Origin of the sequence: Flagellimonas sp. 389 (genome assembly GCF_018449435.1) — a bacterium.
GTDB lineage: Bacteria > Bacteroidota > Bacteroidia > Flavobacteriales > Flavobacteriaceae > Flagellimonas.
The window spans coordinates 53,535-80,428 of sequence record NZ_JAHCMU010000016.1 but is presented as its reverse complement, the minus strand read 5'-3'; the positions used below and the strand labels follow the sequence as shown (position 1 = coordinate 80,428).

General features: G+C 37.3%; 29 protein-coding genes. 19 read left to right on the top strand and 10 right to left on the bottom strand.

The features are described from left to right. Positions 1-23 precede the first annotated feature (23 nt). From hisD to hisIE, 8 genes are all read left to right on the top strand, one after another. Entirely contained in the window at positions 24-1,310 is a 1,287-nt protein-coding gene (gene hisD / locus KIM67_RS14340) for a histidinol dehydrogenase (RefSeq protein WP_213832246.1), read from the top strand. A gap of 59 nt (positions 1,311-1,369) precedes the next feature. After that, positions 1,370-2,419: a histidinol-phosphate transaminase gene (gene hisC, locus KIM67_RS14335; protein ID WP_213832245.1), complete on the top strand. Its 1,050-nt coding sequence runs from the start codon at positions 1,370-1,372 to the stop codon at positions 2,417-2,419. After that, positions 2,419-3,555 (top strand): bifunctional histidinol-phosphatase/imidazoleglycerol-phosphate dehydratase HisB, encoded by a 1,137-nt coding sequence (hisB, locus tag KIM67_RS14330; RefSeq protein ID WP_213832244.1) that lies wholly within the window; start codon positions 2,419-2,421, stop codon positions 3,553-3,555. Before hisC ends, hisB begins: the two co-directional genes overlap by 1 nt. A gap of 97 nt (positions 3,556-3,652) precedes the next feature. Beyond that, on the top strand, positions 3,653-4,237 hold the full coding sequence (gene hisH, locus KIM67_RS14325; RefSeq protein WP_213832243.1) for an imidazole glycerol phosphate synthase subunit HisH: 585 nt from the start codon (positions 3,653-3,655) through the stop codon (positions 4,235-4,237). A gap of 125 nt (positions 4,238-4,362) precedes the next feature. Further along, positions 4,363-5,142: a HisA/HisF-related TIM barrel protein gene (locus KIM67_RS14320; protein ID WP_213832242.1), complete on the top strand. Its 780-nt coding sequence runs from the start codon at positions 4,363-4,365 to the stop codon at positions 5,140-5,142. After that, positions 5,135-5,647, top strand: coding sequence for a DinB family protein (locus KIM67_RS14315; RefSeq protein WP_213832241.1), 513 nt, complete (start codon positions 5,135-5,137; stop codon positions 5,645-5,647). The genes KIM67_RS14320 and KIM67_RS14315 overlap by 8 nt, the downstream gene beginning before the upstream one ends. 150 nt (positions 5,648-5,797) lie before the next feature. Continuing rightward, positions 5,798-6,553 (top strand): imidazole glycerol phosphate synthase subunit HisF, encoded by a 756-nt coding sequence (hisF, locus tag KIM67_RS14310; protein ID WP_213832240.1) that lies wholly within the window; start codon positions 5,798-5,800, stop codon positions 6,551-6,553. A gap of 2 nt (positions 6,554-6,555) precedes the next feature. After that, positions 6,556-7,155 (top strand): bifunctional phosphoribosyl-AMP cyclohydrolase/phosphoribosyl-ATP diphosphatase HisIE, encoded by a 600-nt coding sequence (gene hisIE / locus KIM67_RS14305; RefSeq protein WP_213832239.1) that lies wholly within the window; start codon positions 6,556-6,558, stop codon positions 7,153-7,155. 14 nt (positions 7,156-7,169) lie between these two features. On the opposite strand, the gene KIM67_RS14300 is transcribed toward hisIE, so the two are convergent. Continuing rightward, a complete protein-coding gene (locus KIM67_RS14300; protein WP_213832238.1) occupies positions 7,170-7,844 on the bottom strand; it encodes a hypothetical protein in 675 nt (224 codons plus the stop codon). 116 nt (positions 7,845-7,960) lie between these two features. Further along, positions 7,961-8,767, bottom strand: coding sequence for a DUF1853 family protein (locus KIM67_RS14295; RefSeq protein ID WP_213832237.1), 807 nt, complete (start codon positions 8,765-8,767; stop codon positions 7,961-7,963). 175 nt (positions 8,768-8,942) lie between these two features. On the opposite strand from KIM67_RS14295, the gene KIM67_RS14290 reads away from it, so the two are divergent. Then, complete coding sequence (locus tag KIM67_RS14290; RefSeq protein ID WP_213832236.1) at positions 8,943-10,097, top strand: VWA domain-containing protein; 1,155 nt, start codon at positions 8,943-8,945, stop codon at positions 10,095-10,097. Positions 10,098-10,180: 83 nt separating this feature from the next. Further along, complete coding sequence (locus KIM67_RS14285) at positions 10,181-11,650, top strand: magnesium chelatase (RefSeq protein WP_213832235.1); 1,470 nt, start codon at positions 10,181-10,183, stop codon at positions 11,648-11,650. Positions 11,651-11,652: 2 nt separating this feature from the next. Here the strand turns inward: KIM67_RS14285 and KIM67_RS14280 are convergent, their stop codons facing one another. Next, entirely contained in the window at positions 11,653-12,135 is a 483-nt protein-coding gene (locus KIM67_RS14280; protein WP_213832234.1) for a hypothetical protein, read from the bottom strand. A 250-nt stretch (positions 12,136-12,385) separates the two neighbouring features. On the opposite strand from KIM67_RS14280, the gene KIM67_RS14275 reads away from it, so the two are divergent. Continuing rightward, positions 12,386-13,261, top strand: coding sequence for an alpha/beta hydrolase (locus tag KIM67_RS14275; RefSeq protein ID WP_213832233.1), 876 nt, complete (start codon positions 12,386-12,388; stop codon positions 13,259-13,261). Beyond that, complete coding sequence (locus KIM67_RS14270; RefSeq protein WP_213832232.1) at positions 13,248-14,045, top strand: alpha/beta hydrolase; 798 nt, start codon at positions 13,248-13,250, stop codon at positions 14,043-14,045. The genes KIM67_RS14275 and KIM67_RS14270 overlap by 14 nt, the downstream gene beginning before the upstream one ends. Position 14,046: 1 nt before the next feature. Here KIM67_RS14270 and cysM read toward each other — a convergent pair whose 3' ends face one another. Continuing rightward, the gene (cysM, locus tag KIM67_RS14265; RefSeq protein ID WP_213832231.1) at positions 14,047-14,931 is read right to left on the bottom strand and encodes a cysteine synthase CysM; all 885 of its coding nucleotides are present in this window, start codon (positions 14,929-14,931) and stop codon (positions 14,047-14,049) included. Continuing rightward, entirely contained in the window at positions 14,921-15,715 is a 795-nt protein-coding gene (locus KIM67_RS14260) for a serine O-acetyltransferase (protein WP_213832230.1), read from the bottom strand. Before KIM67_RS14260 ends, cysM begins: the two co-directional genes overlap by 11 nt. Before the next feature lie 95 nt (positions 15,716-15,810). Here KIM67_RS14260 and KIM67_RS14255 point away from each other — a divergent pair, with 95 nt between their 5' ends. Beyond that, positions 15,811-16,491, top strand: coding sequence for a DUF2461 domain-containing protein (locus KIM67_RS14255; protein ID WP_213832229.1), 681 nt, complete (start codon positions 15,811-15,813; stop codon positions 16,489-16,491). On the opposite strand, the gene KIM67_RS14250 is transcribed toward KIM67_RS14255, so the two are convergent. Next, positions 16,483-16,890: a glyoxalase gene (locus KIM67_RS14250; RefSeq protein ID WP_213832228.1), complete on the bottom strand. Its 408-nt coding sequence runs from the start codon at positions 16,888-16,890 to the stop codon at positions 16,483-16,485. The two genes, KIM67_RS14255 and KIM67_RS14250, sit on opposite strands and share 9 nt — an antisense overlap. A gap of 124 nt (positions 16,891-17,014) precedes the next feature. Between KIM67_RS14250 and KIM67_RS14245 the strand changes: the two genes are divergently transcribed. Both KIM67_RS14245 and KIM67_RS14240 read left to right on the top strand, forming a co-directional pair. Next, complete coding sequence (locus tag KIM67_RS14245; RefSeq protein ID WP_213832227.1) at positions 17,015-17,914, top strand: DUF72 domain-containing protein; 900 nt, start codon at positions 17,015-17,017, stop codon at positions 17,912-17,914. A 161-nt stretch (positions 17,915-18,075) separates the two neighbouring features. Further along, positions 18,076-18,483: an acyl-CoA thioesterase gene (locus KIM67_RS14240; protein WP_213832226.1), complete on the top strand. Its 408-nt coding sequence runs from the start codon at positions 18,076-18,078 to the stop codon at positions 18,481-18,483. Here the strand turns inward: KIM67_RS14240 and KIM67_RS14235 are convergent. Next, entirely contained in the window at positions 18,480-19,763 is a 1,284-nt protein-coding gene (locus KIM67_RS14235; RefSeq protein WP_213832225.1) for a dipeptidase, read from the bottom strand. The two genes, KIM67_RS14240 and KIM67_RS14235, sit on opposite strands and share 4 nt — an antisense overlap. Before the next feature lie 125 nt (positions 19,764-19,888). Here KIM67_RS14235 and KIM67_RS14230 point away from each other — a divergent pair, with 125 nt between their 5' ends. Both KIM67_RS14230 and KIM67_RS14225 read left to right on the top strand, forming a co-directional pair. Then, positions 19,889-20,695, top strand: coding sequence for a hypothetical protein (locus KIM67_RS14230; protein WP_213832224.1), 807 nt, complete (start codon positions 19,889-19,891; stop codon positions 20,693-20,695). 19 nt (positions 20,696-20,714) lie between these two features. Further along, positions 20,715-21,089, top strand: a complete 375-nt coding sequence (locus KIM67_RS14225; protein WP_213832223.1) for a hypothetical protein — start codon at positions 20,715-20,717, stop codon at positions 21,087-21,089. A gap of 484 nt (positions 21,090-21,573) precedes the next feature. On the opposite strand, the gene KIM67_RS14220 is transcribed toward KIM67_RS14225, so the two are convergent. Continuing rightward, positions 21,574-22,437, bottom strand: coding sequence for an RNA polymerase sigma factor RpoD/SigA (locus tag KIM67_RS14220; RefSeq protein ID WP_163418922.1), 864 nt, complete (start codon positions 22,435-22,437; stop codon positions 21,574-21,576). Positions 22,438-22,655: 218 nt separating this feature from the next. Here KIM67_RS14220 and KIM67_RS14215 point away from each other — a divergent pair, with 218 nt between their 5' ends. Both KIM67_RS14215 and KIM67_RS14210 read left to right on the top strand, forming a co-directional pair. Next, entirely contained in the window at positions 22,656-24,194 is a 1,539-nt protein-coding gene (locus KIM67_RS14215; protein ID WP_371815763.1) for a DEAD/DEAH box helicase, read from the top strand. Positions 24,195-24,230: 36 nt separating this feature from the next. Then, positions 24,231-25,469 (top strand): glycosyltransferase, encoded by a 1,239-nt coding sequence (locus KIM67_RS14210; protein ID WP_213832222.1) that lies wholly within the window; start codon positions 24,231-24,233, stop codon positions 25,467-25,469. A 7-nt stretch (positions 25,470-25,476) separates the two neighbouring features. Here KIM67_RS14210 and KIM67_RS14205 read toward each other — a convergent pair whose 3' ends face one another. Together KIM67_RS14205 and KIM67_RS14200 are read right to left on the bottom strand one after the other, a co-directional pair. After that, on the bottom strand, positions 25,477-26,061 hold the full coding sequence (locus KIM67_RS14205) for a hypothetical protein (RefSeq protein ID WP_213832221.1): 585 nt from the start codon (positions 26,059-26,061) through the stop codon (positions 25,477-25,479). A 331-nt stretch (positions 26,062-26,392) separates the two neighbouring features. Next, positions 26,393-26,887, bottom strand: a complete 495-nt coding sequence (locus tag KIM67_RS14200) for a DUF2938 domain-containing protein (protein WP_213832220.1) — start codon at positions 26,885-26,887, stop codon at positions 26,393-26,395. Positions 26,888-26,894 lie beyond the last annotated feature (7 nt).

Genomic DNA, 26,894 nt, shown 5'->3' with positions numbered 1-26,894 from the left:
TTCTTTAAAAGAAATTCAGGAATATGAAAACGTATAAAAATCCAGATAAATCGGAATGGCCCAAACTCCTGTTGAGGCCCACACAAACATTTGAAGTAGTTGAGCCCGTTGTGGCCGAGATTTTTGAAAAGGTTCAAGATGAAGGTGATAAAACATTAAGAACATACACCCAAAAATTCGACGGAGTTGATATTTTGAATTTTAAAGTTTCAGAGCAAGAGATATTTGAAGCTATTGATTTGGTTTCGGAAGATTTAAAGCAGGCTATTTCTATGGCAAAGAGCAATGTTGAAAAGTTTCATTCGGCTCAAAAAACTGCAATAATTGAACTGGAAACTATGCCCGGCGTTTCTTGCTGGCAGGAAAAAAGACCTATTCAGAAAGTAGGTTTGTATATCCCTGGTGGAACAGCTCCGTTGTTTTCTACGATTTTAATGCTTGCTGTTCCTGCAAAAATTGCAGGTTGTGAAGAAATAGTGTTATGTACTCCGCCAAATGGCGAAGGAGAAATACATCCCGCTATTTTATATACAGCTCAATTATGTGGGGTGACCCAAATCTTAAAGGTAGGGGGGATACAGGCCATTGCCGGAATGACATTTGGTACAGAATCCATTCCAAAGGTTTATAAAATATTTGGCCCCGGTAACCAATATGTTACCGTAGCAAAACAGCTTGCAACCAAATATGGAGTAGCGATAGATATGCCAGCCGGGCCAAGCGAACTATTGGTTGCCGCAGATGATACTGCCAACGCAGCTTTCGTAGCTTCCGATTTATTGAGTCAAGCAGAGCATGGAATGGATAGTCAGGTTGTTCTGGTTTCTACATCAGAACGGCTACTGGAGGCAGTTACCAAAGAGATTGGCCTACAGCTAGAAGAACTGCCCCGCAAGGAGATTGCAAAAAAAGCTATTAAAAATAGCAGGTTTATTTTAGTTGAAAACAATCAAGTAGCGGTCGATATTATTAATGAATATGGGCCAGAACATTATATTGTCTGTGTTGCCGATGAAGATTTCTATGTTCAGAATACGATAAACGCAGGTTCGGTATTTATAGGAAACTATACTCCAGAAAGTGCGGGCGATTATGCTTCTGGAACCAACCATACCTTGCCCACAAATGGATATGCGAAACAGTATAGTGGAGTCAACTTGGATAGTTTTATGAAGAGTATGACTTTTCAAAAAATATCAAAAGAAGGTATTTTAGGTATTGGCAAAGCTGTAGAATTAATGGCAGAAGCAGAAGGATTGCAGGCACACAAAAATGCCGTGACCCTTAGATTAAATAGTTTAAAGAATTAGTATTGGAGCCAACCTTTTGGACTGCGCTCTAAATAAATTAAAGTTGCGGCTTTTATACAATGAAGAACATGTTAAACATACAAGATTTGGTTAGGAAAACCGTAAAGGATTTAAAACCCTATTCTTCAGCTAGGGACGAATATGTTTCGGATGGTTCTGAAATGATTTTTTTGGACGCCAATGAAAACCCTTTTGAAAATGGTTTAAACCGATATCCCGACCCGCAACAACGAAGCTTAAAAACACTCTTATCCGAAGAAAAACAGGTTACAGAGAAGAACATCTTGTTAGGCAATGGAAGTGATGAAGTATTGGATTTGATTTTCAGGGCATTCTGCGAACCAAATCAGGATAACATTATCACATTACCACCTACTTATGGTATGTATAAGGTGTTATGCGGAATTAATGCCATTGAAAATAAGGAAGTGTTGCTAACAACTGATTTTGAGCCGGATGTAAATCAAATTTTAAAGACTATAACTAAAAAGTCCAAGATTATCTTCATTTGTTCCCCCAATAATCCAACGGGCAATGCATTTTCAAAAGATAAAATTGAACAATTGTTGAACAGTTTTCATGGCATACTGGTAATAGATGAAGCCTATGTGGATTTTTCATCAGGAGAAAGCTGGGTCAAATCTTTAAACAAATATCCTAACCTTATTGTTACGCAAACTATGTCCAAAGCCTATGGAATGGCAGGAATTCGGCTGGGGATTTGTTATGCGTCCGAAGGAATCATTGAGATTTTGAACAAGATCAAACCACCATACAACGTAAATCAACTCACACAATACCAGTCATTAAAACGGATTTTGGACGAAACATTGGTGCAAGAGGAAGTAAAGAAAATCCTTATTGAACGCGATATCTTGATTAAAGCACTGAAGCAGCTAAGCTTTGTGGAACATATTTATGATTCAGATGCCAATTTTGTTCTGGTTAAGGTCGATGATGCGGATAAGAGGTATCAAGAACTATTGGAATCTAAAGTTGTGGTCAGGAACAGAAGTACCCAACCTTTATGTGAAAACACGCTCAGATTTACCGTTGGAACTCCGAACGAGAATAGAAAATTGATAGCAATTTTAAAAGAAATTGAGTAATGGGCAAAAAAGTACTATTTATTGATAGGGACGGGACGATTATCAAAGAAACTGCTGACGAACAAATAGATGCTTTCGAAAAAATGATTTTTTATCCGAAAGCATTTACCTTCCTTGGAAAAATTGCCAAAGAGCTGGATTATGAATTGGTCATGATAACAAATCAAGACGGTCTTGGTACTGCTATTTTTCCTGAAGAAACATTTTGGCCCGTACATAACTTTATTTTAAAATCCTTTGAAAATGAAGGTGTTGTCTTTGATAAGGTGCTTATCGACCGAACATTTCCCGCGGATAATGCCAACACACGAAAACCTGGCACAGGCTTATTGACCGATTATTTTTCAGAAGCGTATGATTTGGAAAACTCCTACGTATTGGGAGATCGATTAACAGATATGGAGCTAGCTAAAAATTTAGGAGCAAAAGGGATTTTTATCAATGACAATACAAATTTGGGGAGGGATGAGATTACCACTGAGCAAGAAGACTTAAACGATCATATAGCTTTGGAAAGCAACGATTGGGAGAAAATATATGAGTTCTTGAAATTGGAAAATCGGATTGCGCAGCTAGCGAGAAAAACGAATGAAACGGATATCCAGATTAAATTAAATCTTGATGGCACGGGAAAGGGTACTATCAAAACTGGGTTAGCTTTTTTTGACCACATGCTAGACCAACTTGCCAGACATGGCCAAATGGATTTGGACATCAAAGTAGATGGTGATTTGGAAGTGGACGAACATCATACTATTGAAGATACCGGAATTGCCTTGGGTGAAGTTTTTTCAAAATCCTTGGGAAATAAGTTAGGCATAGAACGCTATGGCTTTTGCTTGCCCATGGATGATTGTTTGGCGCAGGTAGCCATCGATTTTGGAGGGCGTAACTGGTTGGTCTGGGATGCAGATTTTAAAAGGGAGAAAGTGGGTGATATGCCTACAGAGATGTTTCATCATTTTTTTAAATCCTTTACGGACGGTGCTAAGGCCAACTTAAATATTAAAGCAGAGGGAACTAATGAACATCATAAAATTGAGGCAATATTCAAAGCTTTTGCAAAATCGATTAAAATGGCAGTGAAACGAGACGTGGAAAAAATGGTTTTACCCTCAACAAAAGGAATGCTTTAGATAGATAGTATTGAGGATTGAGTAGTAAGTAATAAGTAATTCTTTATAGTACTTAAAACATCTAAAACCCAATCCTAATATCTCAAACTGAAAAAAAATGAAAATCGTAATAATAGACTACGGTGCGGGAAACATCCAGAGCATCAAATTTGCCATTCAGCGATTGGGTTTCAAAGCGCATTTAACGAATGATGTGCAGGAAATCCAAAATGCCGATAAAGTTATTTTTCCTGGGGTGGGGGAGGCAAGTTCAGCAATGAAAAAACTAACAGGGAGTGGGTTGGACAAAGTAATTCCCCATTTGAAACAGCCCGTTTTAGGAATATGTTTGGGAATGCAGTTGATGTGTCATTCATCCGAAGAAGGAAATACCAAAGGTCTTGGCATCTTTGATTTGGATGTTGTGAGATTTCCTTTGTCCGTAAAAGTGCCACAAATTGGCTGGAACCAGATAAGCGATTTAAAATCGGATTTATTCAGAAACATTCCTGAGACATCACATATCTATTTGGTGCATAGTTTTTATGCACCCATCGGAAAAGAGACCATAGCAACATCGGAATATGCATTGCCCTATAGTGCTGCCCTTGGAAAAGATAATTTTTATGGGACACAGTTTCACCCAGAAAAGAGTAGCGCCGTTGGAGCACACATTTTGCAAAACTTCTTAGATTTAAGATGAAAATTGAAGTACAAAATACGAGGGCGGAAGTCAGAAGCTTAATATTAAAAAATCTAAAGTTCTTATAGTGAGTCTAATTCATTCAAACTTGTATACCTAACACCTAATTCCTAGCACCTGTTTTTATGAGAATTATACCAGCAATTGATATTATTGACGGAAAGTGTGTCCGGTTATCCAAAGGTGATTACGATACCAAAAAGATTTACAATGAAAACCCCTTAGAAATTGCAAAACAGTTTGAATTCCATGGTATTCAATATCTACATTTGGTAGATTTGGATGGAGCTAAATCGAAGCACATTGTAAATAATAAAGTACTGGAAAGCATAGCCACAAGAACCAATCTTAAGATTGACTTTGGTGGTGGGCTTAAGACAGATGAAGATTTACACATTGCCTTTGAAAGTGGCGCCCATCAAATTACGGGGGGCAGTATTGCGGTCAAGGATAAAGAAACATTCTTAGGTTGGCTCAAAAAATATGGCCCACAAAAAATTATTTTAGGTGCCGATGCCAAAAATGAAAAGGTAGCAGTTGCTGGTTGGTTGGAAGAATCCGATGAAGAATTGATTCCATTTGTTCAATCGTATCAAAAAAACGGAATTAAATATATCATCTGTACCGATATAAGTAAAGACGGTATGTTAGTAGGTCCTTCGTTTGAACTTTATGAAAAAATCTTATCCAAGACTATGAAAACAGAAACTTCTATAACAGGAAGCGGTGTAGAAGATAAGGAAGTTATTGGGGTTAATTTGATAGCAAGTGGCGGTATTTCCAGCTTTGAAGAACTGCCAAGGCTTAAGGAGATAGGTTGTGAAGCAACTATAATTGGAAAAGCCATCTATGAGAATAGAATCAGTTTAAAACAGCTAGAAAACTATATTTTGGGTAATGTATAAACAATGGCAAACAGAAGTAGTCCTAAATGCAAACTACAGAATGGATGAAAGCTTACGAATGATTAAAATCTGTTTGGGTAAGCTCTCGGAAGACGAAATTTGGCAGAAACCTAATAAAAGTACAAATAGTATTGGGAATCTCATTTTACACCTATGTGGTAACATCACACAATACGGAATTTCTTCGATTCAAGGTACTGATGATAATAGAAACCGTGACGAGGAATTTATGGTGTCATCTGGTTTGGACAAAGATGAACTATTTCAAAAACTTGTTTCAACAGTTGAAAAAGCCAAGTTCGTATTCAAGTCGGCAACAAATGAAGAATTAATAAAGAAAAGATTAGTACAGGGATTCGAATTCTCTGGGATTGGCAATATTATCCATGTTGTGGAACACCTGTCGTATCATACCGGGCAGATTGCGTTGTGGACAAAAATTTTGAACAACAAAGATTTGGGTTTTTATGATGGGATTGATCTTAATATTAAGAATAGAGATTAGAAGTTGGAATTAAAAAGTACGAAGTACAATGTGGAAAATAAGTATTATCGTCACCCTGAACTCGTTTCAGGGTCATACAAAAGGAGTGAGAACATTGAGAATGCGATTCTGAAATGAATTCAGAATGATGTTTAATTAAATTTGAATAGTGTGCTAACAAAACGAATAATCCCATGCCTGGACATCAAAAATGGACGTACGGTAAAAGGTGTCAATTTTGTTGACCTTAGGGATGCAGGAGACCCAGTGGAACTAGCCCAAATATATGCGGACAAAGGGGCGGATGAATTGGTATTTCTTGATATTTCCGCAACCGAGGAAAAAAGAAAGACCTTAGCTGATTTAGTATATCATGTTGCGGAAAAGGTCAATATCCCATTTACTGTGGGAGGGGGAATTTCATCTGTTGCGGATGTTGATATGTTACTTCAAAATGGGGCTGATAAGGTTTCTATCAATTCTTCAGCTGTTAAAAGACCTGAATTGATCAACGAACTGGTAGCTAAATTTGGTTCTCAGTGTATAGTGGTAGCTATTGACGCGAAGCTAATAGATGGATACTGGAAAGTACATCTGGTAGGTGGTAAAGTACCCACGGATATTGACTTGTTCAAATGGGCAAAAGAAGTTGAAGAACGTGGAGCAGGGGAGATATTGTTCACCTCTATGAATCATGATGGGACAAAAGGTGGTTTTGCGAACAAAGCTTTGGCAAAATTATCAACTTTGGTGAACATACCGGTAATCGCATCAGGCGGTGCGGGAGCCATTTCACATTTTACTGATACTTTTACTGATGGGAAAGCGGATGCTGCATTGGCAGCCAGTATTTTTCATTTTAAAGAAATCGAAATAAAGGATTTAAAGCAGCAATTACAGAAAGAGGGAATTCCCGTTAGACTTTAGAAATGAAAATAGACTTTACTAAAAACCCAGATGGATTGGTACCTGCCATCATTCAAGATTCAAGAACAAAAAATGTCTTGATGCTTGGGTACATGAACCAAGAAGCATTCGACAAGACAATAGAGACCAAAAAAGTAACTTTTTTTAGCAGATCCAAAAATAGACTTTGGACCAAAGGTGAGAAAAGTGGCAACTTTTTGAATTTGGTGCGTATAACAAATGACTGTGATAATGATACATTGCTTATAATGGTCAATCCGGCAGGACCCACTTGTCATAAGGGAACGGGTACTTGTTGGGCAGAGGACAATTTACAGACTTATGGGTTTCTAACGGAACTAGAGGATATTATAACTTCCCGAAAAGAAAATAAGGATGATGAAAAGAGTTATGTAGCTTCATTGTTTAGAAAAGGCATCAATAAAATAGCTCAAAAAGTAGGGGAGGAAGCTGTTGAAACAGTAATTGAGGCTAAAGATAATAATGATGAACTCTTTTTGAACGAGAGTGCCGATTTGCTATTTCATTATTTGATTTTGTTACAGGCCAAAGGATACAAGTTGAGTGCCATTGAAAAGGTTTTAAAGGAACGGCATAAATAAAAATAGTACCATTCTTATTCGGAAATGTTCTTTTTGTAACGGTTTCGCCCCATATTGAAGATTCCTACTTTGATGCCAATACCAGTAGAAAAACCATTTAATCTTGTAATTGGGCTAGTGGCGAGGTCTATTTTATTGGTAAAACGGTATTTGACACCAGCTTCTAATTGTAGATATCTAGAGATGTTAAAAAGTACACTTACTCCTGGTTCAATCACATAAATGTTATTCACATTCTCAAATTCCCTATCTATAAATTCCTCACTAAAATCGTCACTGTTCCCAGTAGTATATCCTATACCTCCAAAACCGACAAACAAAGGCACTGATAAATTCAATCTTTTTTTACTAAAGAATATAGGTTCTAAATGTGCGCCCAGATAAGCTCCAATAAGTTTGTTGTCAATATCTACAACGGTAATGAACTCTTGATCAGACTGTAGGACATTTGCCGCTAAACCAACCTCAAATTTTCGATTGGCAACATAAGCGAATTTAATACCGACACCATAGGTAGATATCCCTTTTAACTCTCCGTAATGCCCAGTTACTCCTAAATAGACCCCGTGCACCACATTCTTGCGATCATTGAATTCAATATAGTCCTTGGAATCCTTCTGTGCCTTTAGTTGTAAACCAAAGTGCAAGAATAGTAGTAGTAATATAAATTGGACAGTAGTATTAAGCATAGGTATTGGTTTTTATTAAAGACAATTTAAATTTTTAAGGGTTGCATGGAAACAACATTATTTTATAAATATCAGGTATTGTGTAATCTCTAAAACGAGCTTTTGGGTTATTTCCTTCACCACCAAACCACAAATAGTTTTTCAATAGTTCCGTCTGGTTTTTTTACCCAGAGCATTGGCGCATTTTCTTTTAGCATGCTTAGGTTGACTTCAAGGAGTGCTGCATAGTGAGATGTGTATTTTCGATTTGATGTAGGGGTAATGACCCATTCTTTTTTAAAAGGAATGTAATACTCAAACTTCCTAAACGTTTCTGAGTTAAAATCGTTAAACCTAAGCCAGCTCCCTTGAATACATTTATTGTTTAATGGACGGATAGAAATGTTACTATCGCCATAAGGAACGAAAAGTTGTGTTTTAAAACATGCCTGTTGAATAACAATATTGGGGTTTATCTCTAATTCTTGCAGCTTACCATGTAATGCAGCATCATATAACAAAGGAAATTGTTTTTCCTTCAATTTATCAAGTTTGGTAAAGAACATATCGCGTTTGTTCGGTCCCATTAAACGGTGGATAGGTTCTGAAATATCTGGATTGACAATGTAAAATTTATAGGCTAGCTCTATATGATACACTTGAGCGGTTTCTATATTCCTCAAGATAAAATCAAGTTCACCCAAGCGTATTTTACCTTCATCAATCAATAGATTCTTAGCTAGAATTTTCCACTGTTCCGAAAATGAAACCAATTGTTCAAAAACAATTTCCATTTGATGTCCTAGGCGTAAGCGTTCGTTAATAGTTTCAGACTCAAATTCAGCTAGTAAAAGCGCAGGAAATTCAAATTGTTCAATCCCAAATTGTTCATTCACCCAAAGCGGAGCAGTATTGTAAAAGCCCAAACATAGTTCTCTATCCATCCCAACAAATGTAATAGAATCAAGTAAACCCTTTTTTAAAATCATATCATTGAAATCAAATACGAGAGCGTAAGCTTGAGTTTGAACTTGAAACTTGAGTTTGAGTTTGAGTTTGAATAAAGTTAAGATTTCATTAAAGCCGTAATCATAAAGCAGAATGTGTTAATTTTATATAATGGCTATGAATACAAGAAAGGGATTTCGGTTTACTACCTACGAAGCTCCTGATCAAACCCCGTTTGAAAAACTTTTTGAGATTTTTCAAGAATTGGTAACGCATACTTCTGGCGATGTGGAAGAAGCACTGGATTGGCTTCGTGAACTCGATAAGGAATATGAGCTTACCGACGACGACTATACCATTGATGACTTTGTAGAAGACCTGAAGGCGAAGGGATTCATTCGAGAAGAGTTTGATGATGATGCTGAACAAGGAGAGAGTGATGGGGAAGAAGGTGACGGTGGTGGAAATCTTTCGATAACGGCAAAGTTGGAACGTATGCTTCGTCAACGAGCTTTGGACCAAATTTTTGGTAAGCTTAAGCGAAGTGGTTCAGGTAACCATAAAACAGGGAAATCAGGAAGGGGAGACGAGCATACTGGAGAGTTTAGGGAATATCGTTTTGGGGATAGCCTAGAGCATATTTCAATGACGGAAAGTCTTAAAAACGCACAAATCAACCATGGACTGGATAGTTTTTCATTAAGTGAAGACGATTTGGTGGTAGAGGATACGCAATACAAGGCTCAGATGAGCACCGTATTGATGATCGATATTAGCCACAGTATGATTCTATATGGGGAGGACAGAATAACTCCTGCCAAGAAAGTGGCCATGGCGCTTGCCGAATTAATCACAACACGTTACCCTAAGGATACCCTTGATATTTTGGTCTTTGGAAACGACGCTTGGCCTATTCCAATTAAAGATTTACCCTATTTAAAAGTGGGCCCCTATCACACCAATACCGTAGCAGGATTACAATTGGCAATGGATATGCTCAGACGTAAGCGAAACACCAACAAGCAGATTTTTATGATTACGGACGGAAAGCCATCATGTCTTAGGCTTTCGAATGGGGATTATTATAAAAACAGCGTTGGATTGGATGATCATATCGTAGAGAAATGCTACGCAATGGCGCAACAAGCCAGAAAACTCCATATACCCATAACTACGTTTATGATTGCCCAAGACCCTTACCTTATGCAATTTGTACGGCAGTTTACCCAAGCCAATAAAGGAAAAGCATTTTATACCGGCTTAAAAGGATTGGGTGAAATGATATTTGAGGATTACGAACAAAACAGAAGAAAAAGAATTAAATAGGATTTTAGTAACACATAAACAGCATGCCACCCTGAGCTTGTGGAAGGGTGAACTATTGAAATAAAAAAATTGATCGAAAAAGAATGAAAATAGATACAAAAAAAATAAAAACCTTAGGTGAATTAAAGAAATTAGGTTACCAGTCCAAGAGCATAAAAGATGAGTTGCGAGAAAATCTATTGGAAAAAATTGCTCAGGGCGAAGAAACCTTTCATGGCGTTTGGGGATATGAAAACACGGTAATACCAGAATTGGAACGTGCGATTCTATCACGACACAATATCAACCTGCTTGGACTTAGAGGGCAGGCCAAGACGCGCTTGGCTAGGTTAATGGTTCAATTGTTGGATGAATGGATTCCGGTTGTAGAAGGCTCTGAAGTACATGATGACCCATTTCAACCCATTTCTAGGTATGCAACTGAACTCATCAAAGAAAAAGGTGATGAGACCCCGATTCATTGGATTCATAGAGACGAACGATTCTATGAAAAATTGGCTACACCAGACGTAACTGTTGCTGATTTAATAGGCGATATTGACCCCATAAAAGCAGCAAATCTAAAATTATCCTATGCGGACGATAGGGTCATTCATTTTGGTATGATTCCACGCGCTAATCGTTGTATTTTCGTTATTAACGAATTGCCAGACCTTCAAGCAAGAATACAAGTAGCCTTATTTAACATACTACAAGAGGGAGATATACAGATTCGTGGATTTAAGTTGCGACTCTCCTTGGACCTACAATTCGTTTTTACCGCTAATCCTGAAGATTACACCAATAGAGGCAGTATTGTTACACCTTTAAAAGATAGAATCGGCTCGCAAATATTGACCCATTATCCCGATTCATTGGAAATTGCCAAGAAAATTACCAAACAAGAGGCACAATTGGACGGGAGACAACAAGATAGTGTTCAAGTGCCCGAAATAGCGATGGACGTTTTGGAACAAATCAGTTTTGAAGCACGGAACAGTGAATATGTAGATGCCAAAAGTGGCGTTAGCGCTAGAATGAGTATCACAGCGTTTGAGAATCTTTTAAGCACGGCAGAAAGAAGAATAGTCAGGTCTGGAGAAAAGCAAACCACAGTACGCTTGAGCGACTTTATGGGTGTGGTTCCATCTATCACCGGAAAAATTGAACTGGTTTACGAAGGAGAACAAGAAGGCGCAGGATCTGTGGCAGAAATACTTATTGAAGATGCTATAAAATCCCTATTTCCAAACTATTTTCCAGAAATAGCAAAATTAGAACGTAAAGATGCCGAAACCGCATACGATGATTTGATTCATTGGTTTTTTGATGGTGAGGGCTTTGAGCTTCTTGACGAGGATACAGATGAAGAATACCAAAACAAATTGGATGCTGTAAAACCTTTGAACAAACTCATTGCTGAACATCAACCATCTGTTTCAAAAGGAGATTCCTACTTTATGAAAGAGTTATTGCTCTGGGGATTGGTCGCACATAAAAAACTAACGAAAAACCGTTTTACCGAAGGGTATCAATTTAAAGACCTTTATGGAAGTTACATAAGAGGACTTTAGAATTATTGCCAGATGTTAAGGTTATCGTTATAGTTATCAAAATTATAACCTCCTATAAAACGCTTGCGTTGCCAAAAAGAGAATAAGGTCAATGCCAACATAAAGCCATATAGTGTTATGGAGATAATAACCATTGGTTCAAACATTGATGATATTAAATGCTGCTGATATTGGGACGCCGAGTCAAAGATGATGAACATATCATAAACCTTGAAAACATAAAAAAGCACTACGGCATACAACCCGTATTCTAGATTTCTCATTTTTGGGTCTGGCAATTCCTCCTCCGTCATTTTAAACCAAATCACGTACATATACAAGAAATGTACAATACTAAGAAATGGCAAAACATAATTACCAAGCTTAAAGAAGTAGAATTTATTGGTATATGGTCCATAAAAATTCAATCCAATCAGCAGTATTAAAATTACAGCGATAAGAGTATTAGTTCTTTTCCAATTCAAAATTTTAGATACAGATTTCATATCATTCTCAAATTTGTGCTAGTTAACGCAGTGTAAATAAAACGATTAGAATTCTGAAGCTAGAAACAAATCGATATGTAGTTAAAAATGCTGGTTCATCTGACAAAAAATGATTAAAAAACAGTACTTGAATAGAATCTTTTTATATCGCAACGAAAAATATGGCTATTTCAATTTTTAATGGATTGACAAATAGGATACTAGGCTTGGCTAAAAAGTTTTTTTGTATTTTGAAACAAAAACCAACTACATGCCAAACTGGCTTTACATTTTACTGGTTGTTCTTGCGAGCTATTTGGTGATTAGTGTTTTACTTTATTTTTTACAGGATTATTTTCTTTTTAAGCCTGAAAAACTATCCAAAGACTTTCAGTTTCATTACGACAATCAGGTAATTGAAGAGTACAATGTTGAGACTAGGGATGGGGCAGTTATCAATGGACTGCATTTTAAGTCGGAAAAACCAAAGGGAATAGTTTTTTATCTGAAGGGAAATTCAAAAAGTATAAAAGGATGGGGAAAGTTTGCCGTTGATTTTACGCGTCATGGTTATGATGTTATTATGGTTGACTACCGTGGTTTTGGAAAGAGTACGGGGAGAAGAACCCAAAAAGCGGTCAAACGTGACATGCAGGTCATCTATAACAAGCTTAAGGATAAAGTGACCGAAAAATACATTATACTTTATGGTCGTTCCATGGGTTCCGGTTTCGCCGCAAAATTAGCTTCAATGAACAACCCCCGTATGTTGATATTGGATGCCCCGTACTATAGTTTGAGCAAGGTCGCAAAAAAGTTTATTCCGTTTATGCCACTTTCTTTACTGATAAAATTTCCAATGCCAACCTACAAATGGTTAAAATATGTAAACTGCCCAATTCATATTATCCATGGCACGGATGATAAGTTAATACCCTATAAAACAAGTGTCAAACTCTCAAAAATTAAACCTGAGCTTACCAAACTTTACACGGTAATAGGAGGGGGACACAAAAATTTAAACACTTTTGAATCGTATCATAACATGCTGACAGAAATCATTACGACAAAACCCAAGAAAGTGGATCTAGAAGGTTCCAGTATTAATGTAAAACACTCTTCAAAACGCGCCAATGCAAAAGCTTAGACGTTTTGGGCTATCCATCTTATCTTTATTTTTACTACTTATAGCGATGCTTTATTTTCTTCAAGAAAAACTCATTTTTCTACCTTCAGAACTTCCAATGGATTATGAATATTCATTTACCCACAATTTTGAAGAACTATTTTTAGAAGGTACTGACAATGCAAAATTAAATGCACTACATTTTAAGCAAGAGAATCCAAAAGGCTTGATACTATATTTTCATGGCAATGCGGGCGATTTATCCAGATGGGGGCACATTGCTTCTTCATTTGTGCAATTGCACTATGATGTCATTGTCATGGATTATAGGACCTATGGAAAAAGTACCGGAAAACTGAGCGAATCGGCACTGTATGAGGATGCGCAACTGTTCTATGATTATGCACTGGACTTCTATGAAGAAGATAGTATTGTTGTCTATGGTCGTTCCTTAGGGTCTGGTATTGCAACCAATTTAGCATCCAATAACAAGCCAAAAAAACTGATTTTGGAAACTCCTTTTTATAGTTTGTTGGACGAAGCTCAAAATCGTTTCCCCTTTTTACCCGTCAAACACGTTTTAAAATATAAAATGACTTCATTTGAGTATATTCAAAACGTATCTGCTCCTGTTCGTATTTTTCATGGAACACTTGACAATGTTGTTTCTTATGAATCAGGCAAAAAATTATACATTGCCATATCAAGTGAAGATAAAAAAATGTACACCATTAAAAATGGGAATCACAATAATTTGATAGAATTTGAAACTTTTAGAGAAGGAATCAAAGAGGAGCTGGAATAGTTTACTCGAACAAATCTGAAGACAAATACCTATCACCTCTATCACAAACGATGGAAACAATAGTTCCACTTTCTAGGGATTTTGCCAAGCGAAGTGCAATGGTAGCTGCACCGCCACTGCTCATCCCAGAAAAAACACCTTCTTCTTTAGCCAATCTTTTAGCCATTTGGTGTGCTTCTTCCTGGCTCACTTCCATTACGGTATCTACTTTTTCAGGGTTAAAGATCTTTGGTAAATAAGCTTCGGGCCATTTTCGTATTCCAGGGATTTTTGAATTATCCGTTGGTTGTACACCTACTATTTGAATATTGGCATTTTGCTCTTTTAAAAAACTCGACGTCCCCATGATTGTACCCGTTGTGCCCATACTCGAAACAAAATGTGTGACCTGTCCATTTGTATCTTTCCAGATTTCTGGTCCAGTGGTTTTATAGTGCGCCTTCCAATTATCATCATTCCCAAATTGGTTGAGCATTTGGTACCCTTCATGTTTTACTTTAGCTTCTGTATAATCTCGAGCACCTTCTATACCAACATCAGCAGAGGTTAGAGTGACCTTGGCACCATATGCTCTCATGGTCTGTACACGTTCTTTTGTAGAGTTTTCTGGCATCACAAGCTCAATGTCAAGTCCATAGATTCCGGCAATCATAGCTAGGGCGATACCTGTATTTCCACTGGTCGCCTCAATAAGTTTTGAATTTTTTGTAATCTCGCCCCGTTCCATGCCTGCCCGTATCATGTTCAGAGCTGGTCTATCCTTTACACTACCGCCTGGATTGTGTCCTTCTAGCTTGAACAATAATTTCACATTAGGATTGGTATTCAAAACCTTGGATTCGACCAGAGGCGTATTGCCTATTAAATCAAGAATGCTATTGGACATTGGAAACGGTCTTTATTTTTATTTCTGGCGTATGAAAAACGGTAGAATTAGCAGGAACGGATGCTGTCAACCACGCGTTACCACCAATTATTGAATTCTCGCCAATAACAGTTTCCCCTCCTAAAATAGTTGCATTGGCGTAAATAGTAACATTGGACATGATGGTTGGATGTCTTTTGACTTTTTGTAGATGCTTGGCAACATAAAGTGCTCCTAACGTAACACCTTGATATACTTTTACGTTATCATGAATCACTGCTGTTTCCCCTATAACCACTCCCGTTGCATGATCAATAAAGAACGATTCCCCAATTTGTGCCCCGGGGTTGATGTCCACACCGGTTTGTCTATGGGCATATTCCGTCATTAATCTTGGAACTAGGGGAAATCCTTGATTGTAAAGTTCGTGTGCCAATCTGTAAATGGTAATCGCATAAAATCCGGGATAGGCCATATACACTTCTTGAATGGATAAAGAAGCAGGGTCACAATCCAAAATTGCTTTAGCATCCAAGTTTAATTTTTCCAAGATGCCAGGCAAGCACTGAATATAATGTTCCCATACCTTAGTACATGGCTTGTCCGATTCCCAACAGGCCAGTTCCACAAGTAGGCTGAATTTTTCACCTAGTGCATCAAGATTGTCGGCAACAGGCGTATTTACATCAAAAAGTGTATAAAAAAGCGTGTTGGTAAATTGCTCCGTTTCTTCTTTAAGTCTATAGTCTAAGTGGGGTAGTTTTTTGTGCTTGTTGAGAGCCGCAATAATAGATTCCTTATTCATGATAACGTCAAAAAGTTTAAAAATAGCTAAATCATTATCCCCCACTGGAGGAAATCGTTAACTTTAGCTTAAAAATAACACATCCTTTCCACACTGTGAAGAATCCTAAAATTACCAAAGAAGCTTTTGATATTTTAAAAAAGCTAGCAAAGAATAACAATAAAGAATGGTTTGAAGCGAACAAGGTCACTTTTAAAAATTACGAAGCCGAGGTTAAATCTTTCTATGCTGTGCTTCAAGAGAAATTGAATGTACATGATGACATTGAAAAAATGAAAATGTTCCGTATTTATCGGGATGTTCGTTTTTCAAAGGACAAGACACCTTACAAAACACATTTTGCCGGTTCATTCTCAAGATTGGGTGCCCATTTGAGGGGCGGATACTACGTTCATATTAAACCTGGGGGTTCATTTATTGCGACAGGCTTTTGGAATCCAAATAAGGAGGATTTGCTTCGTATTCGGAAAGAATTGGAGATGGATGCATCGGAATTTAGGGAAATTATCAATGAAAAAAAGTTTAAAAAAGTTTGGGGCGATTTAGAAGGGGATGAAGTAAAAACAGCTCCCAAAGGTTTTGACAAAGAGCACTCGGACATCGATTTAATTAAGAAAAAGCAATTCATCTTTATTAGAAATTTTTCAGATAAAGAGGTGCTATCCGATTCGTTCATAGAAACCTTGGATGAATCGTTCAAGTCCATTAGACCCTATTTTGATTTGATGAGCGATATTTTGACCACCAACCTTAACGGGGAATCCATCTTAGACTAATACTGCGTTATCCAATAATTGCACTTGGTCTTTTATCCGCTCAATGACCATATTCATCATACGCTTGTTGAGCGCAGAGGAATTTTGAATGTAGTTTTGATACTCTTCAACAGTAAACTGCCCAATGATTATCCCTTTTAGCGAATTACGGAACTTGATATCCTTCTGGATTGATTTTTCAATAAACTCCAATCTTTTTTCCAAGGAAAGATCGTAAAATGCGCCTTTGTGTTTATCAATATAATTTCTAAAAACCTCTATGAGCAAGAGATTCTGAAATTTGATGACTGGACGTAAAGTTTTATTTTGAAAACGCTCATCGCGGCTCATAGTATCATGTAGCCGGGCTTGTGCAATCTCTGGACGAATGTCCAAAAGATTCTTGGATCTTGAATCCATGGTCGTAAGTTTTACTAAAGTTACACAATCACAAACTGTACATTTTTAGAAGTGCCAATAGTTTTTAACGATGTTATGAACAGGGTCTATTTATCCTTAATTTTGCGCTAATAAAACCTCGTCCATGAAATTCGGAAAAGTAGAACATCCAGAATTAATCGATTTTACCATTCCCCAAGACCACCCAGATACGGAAGTATTGCTCTCCAATATTCCAAAAATCGAGAAAACCAATATCTATGTGGGCTGTGCCAAATGGAACAGACAAGACCTCAAAAACTTTTATCCAAGGGGTACCAAAGATGAATTGGCGTACTACTCATCCCAATTTAATTGTATCGAATTGAATGCCACGTTCTACAGAATTTTTCCGGCTGAACAGTACCAAAAATGGTATGATAAAACCCCAGAAGGTTTCAAGTTCTTTCCTAAAATGACCAATGAAGTGAGCCACCTACGCAGATTGAACGACAAGGTGTACGACATTGTTGATAGATATTTGGAAGTTACAGCACAATTAAAGGATAAACTGGGTACTATTTTTTTACAGATGCACAATAACTTTGGGCCAAAAAATTGGGATAGGGTAGTGCAGTTTGTAAACTATTGGCCAAAAGAGTTTCCCTTGGCAATGGAGTTTCGGCACACAGATTGGTTTACAGATGAAAAAGTAGCTCAAGAACTGTATCACTTATTGGAAGAGAACAATATTGCCAATGTTTTAGTAGATACCGCAGGCCGACGCGATATTATGCACATGCGATTGACCAATAATGAAGCTTTCATCAGGTATGTGGGTGCCAATCATGCCTCAGATTACAACAGGTTGGATGACTGGGTCAACAAACTTGCTGATTGGAAAGCAAAAGGACTACAAAACATTCATTTTTTCGTTCATCAAAACTTGGAACTGGAATCCCCTTTGTTATCGGCTTATTTCATTGAAAAATTGAATCAAAGACTGGGTTGCGACCTAACAATTCCCAAGACAGCAAACCTGCCTCAGAAGAATTTATTTGATTAGGAATATCCTTGGTCAAGACGGTAATAAATTCATTTATTCTGATTTTTTAACGTAAAAAATTCGTTGCGTGCAATTCTAGGGACAAAGTGAAAAATGCCTATTACTATCCATATTTTTTTATCCTAAATTTGTTTGACAACAAGTAGAAAAACAAAATTCTTATGAGATTTCATACAAGAAAATGGGTAAAGCCCGAAGATTTAAATGCCAATGGAACTTTGTTTGGCGGTAAGTTACTTGCTTGGATAGATGAAGAGGCCGCATTGTACAGCATTGTTCAATTAGAAAGTAAAAAAGTAGTGACCAAATATATTTCCGAAATCAATTTTATGAGTACCGCAGAAAAGGGCGACATCGTTGAAATTGGCATAGAGGTCATAAAATTTGGTACTACATCCATCTCATTGAACTGTGAGGTGCGCAACAAGATGACCCACGAAAGTATTGTTACCGTTGATAATATCATTATGGTGAATCTGGATGAAAAAGGCAATCCAAAACCGCACGGAAAAACGAAAATCGAATACGTAAAAGACAGGCTTGCAAAGCGCGAAAAGGAAGACGCTTAGTTTACCCCGGCAGCTATTTCCTGCACCTCGTCCAAGACACGTAGCAGATTCCCGCCCCAAAGTTTGTCTATTTCTTCCTCTGTGTAGTCTCTTTTTACGAGTTCTAATGTTACATTGAAAGTTTCGGATGCATCTGACCATCCTTCAATACCGCCGCCGCCATCAAAATCTGAACTAATTCCTACATGGTCAATTCCAATAAGTTTGACCATATAATCAATATGGTCCACAAAGTCCGAAACGTTTACCGCTGGGGGAGCATTTTCATCTTTTTTTGCTAACGCTGTCCCCATTTTCTTGACCTTTGGGTAATTCTCCATGAATTTGGCACGTTGTGTAGTTGACAATGTTGAAAATTGGGAGCGTTCGTACCAGTTAATACCCAAAGAATCAGCAATCTGTTTATGGATTTTTTTCATGTATTCTGCTCTTGCCTCATGCTTTTCTGTGTTTAAATACGAACTAAATGCCACTGTTTGAACTACCCCGCCATTCTGTTTGAGCAATAAAAGTTGTTCGTCGTCTAAATTTCTACTGTGGTCGCACAGTGCTCTCGCCGATGAATGAGAGGCAATGATAGGAGCTTCGGAAATTGCCACCATCTGCTTCATGGATTCTTTGGACGGGTGCGAAACATCTATCATTATTCCAAGTCTATTCATCTCTGTTACAGCATCTATACCAATATCACTTAAACCATTATGTAACCAAATACTATCTTTTTCGCCTGTATTGGAATCACAGAATTGACTATGTCCATTATGTGACAATGAAATGTATCGTGCTCCTCGTTTGTGGTATTCTTCAAATTTTGATAAGTCTTCACCTATAGGGTATGCATTTTCTACACCGATCATAGCCACTTTCTTGCCAGCGCTATTAATTCGCCTAACATCATTGGATGTCATTGCCAGTTCTATTTTGTCCGGCGCATACGTTTCGCAAAGCCTATGTATGGCTTCAAACTTGGCAATTGCATTTTCTGATGCCTTTGTGTAGCCTTCGGCATTTAGAGAACCCTGCCCGGTATAGACTATCAGCCAGGTTACGTCCAAACCACCTTCTATCATTTTTGGTAACGTTATTTGCGTTTCCAGATCTTGGGTGTAGTTGATACTATCTGTAAAATTCTTCACATTGATATCGTTATGTGTATCAATAGTGATTACTTTTTCATGAATTCGTTTTGCTATTTCTTCCAAGGTTTCTTTCGGTTTTTCGTTTTTGTTGGCACATGAAAACAATAGGCAGACACTGCACAGTAAATAGAAATACTTCATAATGGTTTGTTTACACCTACAAATAAAGCAATTTGACAACAAAATGGACACGGTTTGGAACAATAAGTTGGGAAACCTTCTTTAAATCAGGATTTTTAATAGTGTAAGCAACATATATAGAAAATTTGGGAACACGAGAATTATTACTGTATTTGGAAAAATTGGAAATAGGATTGAGCAACTTTTCCTATGAAGAACTTGGAACGGTTGAAGCAGGTGAATTGAAAAGATCTTTTGATTGTTTTAAATCCGGTCTTGAGAACAAAGTATTTGGCATTTCCGAAATGGAGCAGCTGGATGTAATTTACCAGCGAGTAGGCATTGAGGGTAACTCTGAACCATTCAGCGTTCAGAAAGAAGAAAATGAATTGAGTGATATCAATGTACTGCTCGATTTAATAAATACGCTTCAAAAAACTGGACTGTCCAAAAGTCAGCAAGAAATTGCCCAAATGATCAAAAATGTTTGCCTACAATTGGAAAATGGTCATAAAATACATGAAATCAATTCAAAAAATGAGACCAATATGCCTTCAAATATACTTTCAATAGAAAAAGACTTACAGTCTGTTGTTTTTGCCCAAAAGGTAAATTTAAAACCTGTGCTCACTGAGTGCATGGGACAAATGGAACTGCTGGAGGAATTGATACGGTTGTACAAACAGAATATTTTTGAATTTATAGGTAGTCTAAAAGTTCATTTGGATACTGAAGATTTTAAAGAAGTCAAATATGCTTGCCAAAAAATTCAGCCCTGTCTTCGGATGATGAAAACGGTGAGCCTTTTAGAGATAACCGACCAAATTGTTACGGTTTGTAAAACGGACAAGGATACCAAGCATCTTTATTTTTTGTACGAGCAATTTTTGGTTGAATACCCAAAAGTTGAAGAAATGGTCGATTTTGAAATTGATGTATTGCGAAATATGTAGAAATTAAACTAGTATTGTCATGGAAGATGGTTTTTTACCCGAATATCACCATAGTATCTTTTATCATCTTATAGAGTATGCATCGGATATGGATTCTAAACTTATTCTTTTGGACCAGATTTTAGAAGTAGGGGACAAGAAAGAAATACCTTTGCTTGAAGAACTTGAGAATTGTTCTGAACTTGTCATTAGCAACAAAGCCTTCTACGTTAAAGAACAACTGTTATCCAACATTAAAGTTACTGAATTGGAAGATGAACTCATGCCTATGAGCCTATGCTTTTTGTATGAGGAGTTTGATATTAAGCCACCTAAAATCGATATGGATCTAGATATTGATTTTGAACTCTCCTTGGATATTTTTAACATGGAACTTTCTGATTCAGAAAAATAGCCTGTTAGCAAAAGTTCGAATTTAATTTTCATTTGATTTTTCTCCCATAAATAGTTACTCCTTTTAAAACTTTTTTTCGATTTCACAACTCAAAAAAAGAATTTCACCACAAAATATTGTACTCTTATAATCTTTCATTTAGGTTTACGTTATAATTATAACCCAAATAGAAAACGACCTAAATATTATGTTATACGACACCTACGGAGAAGAATATTTATCATTTCTTCAAGAACTTAACGAAATATTGAGCATTAACGAATTAGTGGAACTTGACTATTTATAGCCCAAATCTAAAAATACATCCCATGAAAAATCAGAACAACGAAAACACGGCCTACCTAAATTTCATCAAAGATTTAAATGACATGTTAACCGACTTTAACATAAGCCAATTGAACCGTACTTAAATTTTTTAAAGTGTATATCTAAAAAAGGGGACGTTAAATGTCCCCTTTTTTTATATGATAAATTAAACTGGGGTTTATCCCAAATAAGACTTCAGTATTTTACTTTTAGAAGCATGTCTTAGCTTTCTAATTGCTTTTTCCCGAATCTGTCTTACACGCTCGCGGGTTAAATCGAACGTACTTCCAATCTCTTCTAGGGTCATGGACTGCTGATCTCCTATTCCATAATACAAGCGTACAACATCAGCTTCTCTGGGCGACAAGGTTTCCAATGCACGATTAATTTCCGTGTTTAGGGATTGGTGCATCAATTCCTTATCGGGTTTGGGCGATTCGCCAGAGTTGATTACGTCATATAAACTGGATGTTTCTCCCTCTTTAAGCGGGGCGTCCATCGATACATGTCTTCCTGTATTCTTTAGCGATTGTTTCACCTCGGAAACCGTCATATCCAATTCTTTGGCAATCTCTTCTGGGGAAGGAGGACGTTCATGGGCCTGTTCCAAATAAGAAAATGTCTTTTTGATTTTATTGATCGAACCTATCTTGTTAAGTGGAAGTCGCACAACCCTGGACTGCTCCGCCAATGCTTGTAGGATGGACTGCCTGATCCACCATACGGCGTAGGAGATGAACTTGAATCCACGGGTCTCATCAAAACGTTTGGCGGCCTTTACCAGGCCAACATTACCTTCGTTGATTAAATCTGGAAGTGTTAAGCCCTGGTTTTGGTACTGTTTGGCAACGGAAACAACAAACCTTAGGTTGGCATTGGTAAGCTTTTCTAAAGCTACCTGGTCTCCATCCCTTATGCGTTGGGCCAATTCTACTTCTTCTTGGGCAGTGATCAAATCTATTTTGCTAATATCTTGAAGGTATTTATCTAGGGATTTTGATTCTCTATTGGTTACCTGCTTGATAATTTTAAGCTGCCTCATATGTGTAAATGGTTTCTAAATGATTATAGCTTACATTATACATCATAAAAGGTTATTTTCCAAACGGCAAGTGTTATTGTTATCAAAATGTTATGAGTAGGGTAAAAAATGGCCCAAAAACCCTTGTTCAAATAGTTGTTGATAGTATCTTGAAAGAATTGATGTAATAAAGCTCAAAGAACGTATAAAAAACTCCTAATTTTGTAAGGTTTGATAATTTGGAACATTTAATATCCCGTTTTCCTTTGGAGATAGAAAGAGCAGTTAGCAAAAAAACATTATACGATTACCAGAAAGAAGATTTAAAGAAAATCTTCAAACACGTTGATGAGCTACCGGCAGGTACCAATATTTTGTACCAATTGCCTACTGGTGGGGGAAAGACAGTGGTTTTCTCGGAAATAACCCGTAAATATATTCAGGATACGGGTAAGAAGGTGATGGTACTTACCCACAGGATTGAATTGAGCAGGCAGACATCTAAAATGCTTCACGGATTTGGGGTCGCCAATAAAATCATTAACAGTGAGGTAAAAGAGCTTCAGGACCAAGATGAATACATGTGTTTTGTGGCCATGGTGGAAACCTTGAACAACAGGCTTCAAGAAGAGAAAGTTACCATAAACAATGTTGGACTGGTCATTATCGATGAGGCACACTACAATTCCTTTAGAAAACTGTTCAAATATTTTGAAGGAGCTACAATACTTGGGGTAACGGCAACTCCCTTAAGTTCCAATATAAAGCTTCCCATGAAGGATCATTACAAACATTTGATCATTGGGGAATCCATTAAGTCTTTGATAGAAAAACAATTTCTTGCCAAAGCAAACCTCTACAGCTATGATGTAAGCCTAAAAACCCTAAAGCTGGGCATTCATGGTGATTATACCGTAAAATCGTCCGATGAGCTTTACGGTAACCACAGTATGTTGGGGAAACTCGTTTCTGCCTATGAAGAAATAGCCAAGGGAACCAAGACGCTTATCTTTAACAACGGTATCAATACTTCGCTATACGTTTATGAAACTTTTAGAAAGGCGGGCTACAACATTAGGCATCTAGATAACAAGAACACGGCATCCGAACGAAGCGAAATATTGGAATGGTTCGCGAATACACCCGATGCCATACTTACGTCTGTAAGTATCCTGACCACAGGTTTTGACGAACCCAGCGTACAAACCATCATTCTTAACCGTGCTACGAGGTCACTCACACTATATTTTCAAATGATTGGAAGGGGATCGCGTATTTTACCTAATAAAGACGAGTTTTCGGTTATTGATATGGGGAACAATCTTGCAAGATTTGGCCCGTGGGACGATCCATTGGACTGGCAAGAAATATTCCATTTTCCCGATTTTTATTTAGAGAATATCAAAAACGATGATGAAATAGAGCGGGATTTTGTGTATGAGATGCCGGCAGAACTCAAAGAGAAGTTCAGCAAATCTGAAAACATTACGTTCAACATAAAAGAAGAGTACAAAAAAATCTTTGCCCAAGGTAAAAAATCTAAATTGGTGCTGGAGATGAGTATTGAGCAACATGCACAAATTTGTGTGGAAAATAGCGAAGATGTGTTTGATGCCCGTATCTTGGCCAAAGAACTTAAAGAGGAAATTGCCTATCGGGTTCGCCAATATTCGTACTGTATCATGAACAACACCAAAAACTACAAAGAGTGGTTGGAAGAAGATTATGAACGTAAATTACGTTCCAGTATTTCCAAAAAATTTGCTGCAATGCTATAGTTGACAGCTATTCTTTTCAAGGTAGGTCATAAAATAATGGACAAAACTGTATTAATAATTGGTTACGTTTGGCCAGAACCTGCCACAACAGCTGCCGGGCATCGTATGTTGCAATTGATGAATTTCTTCAAAACTCATGATTACAAAATTATTTTTGGGACAACAGCAACCAAGACCGAGCATAGTTTCGATTTGGATTCTCTTGAAGTAGAAACGGTTTCCTTAAAACTCAATCATTCCAGCTTTGATACGTTTGTACAGGACTTGTATCCTAACCTGGTAGTTTTTGACCGATTTATGGTCGAAGAACAGTTTGGATGGCGCGTAGCGGAATTTACTCCAGATGCCATTAGAATACTCAATACGGAAGATTTACATTCACTTAGAACAGCCAGAGCGGAATGTGTTGAGAAAGGGGAGGGGTTCACATTAAAAAAGTGGAGAAATCACCCAAAAACTATCCGTGAAGTTGCCAGTATCTACCGTTCTGATTGTACACTGTTAATTTCTTCCTACGAAGTTGAAATCTTGGAGAGCAGATTACAGCTTCCAGCAAACTTACTTTTCCACCTTCCATTTCTTTTGGAAAAAAACTTAGAAGCAGACATAACAAGTTGGCCCAATTTTGAAAATCGTAAAGATTTTGTTTGTATTGGCAATGGGAAACACGCTCCCAATGTAGATTCGATTGCTATACTAAAAAACAAAATTTGGCCCTTAATCACGAAAGTTTTGCCAGATGCGAAGCTACATATACACGGAGCTTACCTTTCGCAGCAAGTTTTAGAAATGCATAACCCAAAAGAGGGTTTTCATGTGAAGGGTTGGGCCAAGGATTTAGAATCAGTTATGAGAAGATCCCGTGTGTTACTGGCACCGTTACAGTTTGGTGCAGGAATCAAAGGAAAGCTAATAGATGCGATGAAAAATGGTACCCCGAGCATTACTACGGACATTGGGGCAGAAGGTATGCATGAAAGTATGCCGTGGAACGGAACAATTACCAATGATTGGGAAACATTTGCAAAAGCTGCCATTACACTTTATAGTGATGAAAAAAAATGGCTGCAAGCTCAACGAAGCGGAGTATCCATAATAAACCAATTATACGATAAGGATGTTTGGGAAGAAAAGCTGAAAGCACATCTTAAAACACTTCAAAGTGAATTGTGTTCGCATCGAAACAATAATTTTATTGGAAAACTTTTGCAACAGCAAACCATGGCAAGTACTAAGTACATGGCAAAGTGGATTGAAGCTAAAAACAATAAATGAGTTTGGTTTATGACAAACCTTTGTCCATATTCATAAGCGATAAGCTTAGTTCGTAATATTCGGCTTCCGTCAGTTCATTTCTAAGTTGGTCTGATGGGATTTCGGCCGTTAATCCTAACTCTTCAACAAGTAAAGTGCTGTCAGGTTTCAAAATTTGCATAACATATTCGCCGTTTTTATGAAATCTTGCTCTTATCGTTGATCCATTAAAACGAAAAAATTTATTAAACCTATATTTTGATTTACAATTACTTTCATCAACCTGTGCCAAAAATCGCTTGCGGGCGATATAAAAGTCGCATAGCTCATAATATTCCTGCTCGGTCAGGTCATCTATGTACCTATCATCAACGCTCAGTACATTTACTTGCCTGCATAGAGTAGCGGTCTTCGTTTTTATGTAATCGGCATAGTTAGTGGAACCATCTTGCAATCTAATCACCCTGACGGGGGTTCCGTCCCAATCCCTTTTGTATTCATAGTTTTTAAAGAATTGTTGGTTCTTTAGCAATATTTGTTCTCCATCTGGCGAGTCATAAGATTCCACATGATTAAAATCTATTCCATATTTGCTGACAAATTGTGTTTTCATCAAAATCGATTGTTTCAATAAATATAGAGGATACTATTTGAATTGAGAACAGAGTAAATGTATTTCTTTACAAGCATAACCAAGTCTGTAAAAGTTCTTGTACGCTTTTGCAAATAAATACGTAGAGCTACTTGGTATTTAGGTACAGTTCGTAACCAGGGAGTCCAAATAATTTTGATTCATTATGACATTTCAACCGATGGACCATTTAGACTTTAACTTTAATATTCACTGACAAAAGACCTGTTAAATAGACTTATAGCTGTCCGTTGTTACCTATTAATAACTATCACAACGGCTTTTACGGTTGTTATAAGTAGTGTTTATGTATCTAAGCAAATCTTTCTATTATTTGCTTTAGAATTATAGCACTTAGGTATAGACCCAATCCAAATACCGAATGGGTTATAAAGCTCATAAGTCTGGCTTTACCAGGGTCTGGTAAATTTGAGCCTGCAACACCAAATCCAAAAGCAGGTTGCATCAGAAAAAAAGGAGCAATAATAGTTATAATGCCAATACACAAAGCAGGTAGTACGGTTGGATTTTCCAACCATTTTTTCCCAAAAGCAAAAACCAATAAAAGTGCGAACGTGATTCCAATGAGATAGTGGGCAGTCCACCCAACTGACAGTTCATAAGGCATAGCTGAGGATTTCATGATATGGTTATGACGAAAATGCCCTTTTGTGAAATGCCCTATCCACCGGCCTAAAAATCTATAGTCAAGCGATTTTATACCGAAGATTTTTAACAACAAAGCATACAAGTCCATAAAAAGGGTAGCTCCAATACCTATTAAGATTGTCTGTAAGATTAAATTCATAGTCACT